Source organism: Psychrobacter celer (assembly GCF_016107555.1).
In the GTDB taxonomy this organism is placed as follows: Bacteria; Pseudomonadota; Gammaproteobacteria; order Pseudomonadales; family Moraxellaceae; genus Psychrobacter; species Psychrobacter celer.
In genome coordinates this window covers 1-2,046 of record NZ_JABASU010000049.1, presented here as the reverse complement: position 1 = coordinate 2,046, position 2,046 = coordinate 1, and the positions used below count along the sequence as shown (strand labels likewise).

The window sequence follows — 2,046 nt, the reverse complement described above, 5'->3', positions numbered from 1 at the left end:
TACTAACCAGTTTCCCCATAACTTGCTCTCTATATTATAGATATAATCTATCTATAATAGTAATAAATAGGTAGGTTTGTATATGTTTTATTTAACTGTTTGCAACCCTAATGTATAACTTCTGTCTTCGCGACTTTTATTTTTATATCAAAAGCCTTATTAAACAGATAAGACAGCACCAGTTATAGCAGCACTTGTACTTCCTAGGTGTTTATCTGGGCACTTATATTATGCACCTACATGACGGCATTGATTGTTTATGATACGTGAGACCATACAGCAGTTATTGAGCCAAGCGCGGCGTTTATCAAGTCATCAGCGCCCAAAGAGGCGGTCGCGCCATTTGAGTGCAGGTGAGGTTGCGCTGGCACGCTCGGTATTTGGCGACAGTATTAGGCTGGAGGATGTGCAATTAAAAACAGCGTGGTGGGTGCTTAGACATTACGCTGTCAGCCCCAATGGTCATATTTACTTTCATCCAGCAGACTGGATCACAGACTTTAGCCAGTCCTCCTTAAGTAAGCAAAGCTGGCTAATACATGAGCTAACGCACGTTTGGCAGCTACAGCAGGGTCTCAAGGTAGTACGCGGGGCGTTGGTCGATCGGCGTTATGACTATGTATTTACAGTAGGCAAGCCCTTTTTTAAATATGGTATCGAGCAGCAGGCGCGTATGGTACAAGACTATTTTGTCCGTCGCCAGCGTGGTCAGGACTGCCGCGATTTTGAGCGCTGTATACCGTTTTTGACGACCGCTTCTTGAGTCTGAGGTCACACGTTTAATGCCACAAGTCTACTGTTGTCACACATCCACTGTCAACGTCGCCAGCTCGACACTCCGTTCACAATTGACGCTTCTTATTGACATCAATAACCACTATGCTAAATAGTGTTATGAGAGGTTTATGACCCAGACGCTAGCACAGTATCACTCAGCAACGGATGGCGGTGATACGCCTACCTTTTATTATTTTGCGTCAACTCATTATTTTGCGTCAACAAAGGATATGTACTCTGATGTATAAATTTTTACCAGATAAAGCCAAGAGTCATGATACCGCTCATGATAGTCATATGAATAAAACACCATCACCTAATAGTAAGTATGTTGCCATGACTGTACTGGCTGCGACGTTGAGTGGTGCATTGCTACTCGGCGGCTGTCAGCAGCAGACCGAGACCGCGCCTGTCGTCGATGATAGCCAAGCGACTGAGCAAGTAGCTAGCGAAGACAGCAAGCCTGTACCGCAAAGTGAGTCGGCGGCGGCGCGTATTGAGCAGTTTGAGCCAATTTATGTGACGCAAATGCAAAGGCTTCAGCGCCGGCTACAGGCCGAGTATGAGTCGCTGCAAGCGGCAGACTCGACCCAAAGTGCAGAAGATTTGTTGTTAAATAGTGCGGATACAGCAGGCGATAACACGACAAATAGCGGTGACGCCGCGACGGCTCAAAATAGGGAAAGTGGCGATGAGGCAGCAGCAGACATCAATACCAGCACAGAAGTGGGCGAGCGCGATTTGACCGTTCTCAAACGTATTAGCCTCGAACCGCGCAAGCCTGTCATGCAAACAGAAGATGAGATCATCGACAGCTATCAGCAGGCAACGGCGGCACTTTATCAGCCAGTGATCACGCCGCTGAGCGCTGACGAGGTAGATACCTTGATAAACATAGCGACTTTGGTGCCGCAGCTGTTTGAGCATGCTGAGATTGCAGGTAGGCTCAGTGCCAAAAGTCCAGCGCTGGCACGTCTTATAATTCAGCATCAGGTTTGGGAACAGATAGAGGCGCAGCAAGTTATCGATATGCAGCAAATGAAGCTCAATCAACAACAAGAGTTTGAAGCACTCATGGCCAAGTTTAACGAGACCATCAAGGGTTATGATGAGCAAATTGCCAAGTACGAACAAACGCTTAAAGCATTTGAATAAACAGCCACCGCCCAAGCTATGACGGCGACAGCCAGCATCACAGCGCTTATCTATCGACCTTGACTTCCTCCCCTCCCTAAAGTGAGGGGATTCCTTCTGCAAGACGGTCAAGCC

Annotated in this window: 2 protein-coding genes; both read left to right on the top strand. The window is 47.2% G+C overall.

The window, feature by feature from the left end; all coding sequences use genetic code 11:
- The first annotated feature begins 259 nt into the window (after positions 1-259).
- The gene (locus JFC05_RS12590; protein WP_198337132.1) at positions 260-763 is read left to right on the top strand and encodes a type IV secretion protein Rhs; all 504 of its coding nucleotides are present in this window, start codon (positions 260-262) and stop codon (positions 761-763) included.
- A gap of 254 nt (positions 764-1,017) precedes the next feature.
- The gene (locus tag JFC05_RS12585) at positions 1,018-1,932 is read left to right on the top strand and encodes a hypothetical protein (RefSeq protein ID WP_198337131.1); all 915 of its coding nucleotides are present in this window, start codon (positions 1,018-1,020) and stop codon (positions 1,930-1,932) included.
- The last annotated feature ends 114 nt before the right edge of the window (positions 1,933-2,046 follow it).

Coding starts and splice junctions, on each gene's coding strand:
- JFC05_RS12590 (WP_198337132.1), top strand. CDS start 260: ATGATACGTGAGACCATACAGCAGTTATTGAGCCAAGCGCGGCGTTTA.
- JFC05_RS12585 (WP_198337131.1), top strand. CDS start 1,018: ATGTATAAATTTTTACCAGATAAAGCCAAGAGTCATGATACCGCTCAT.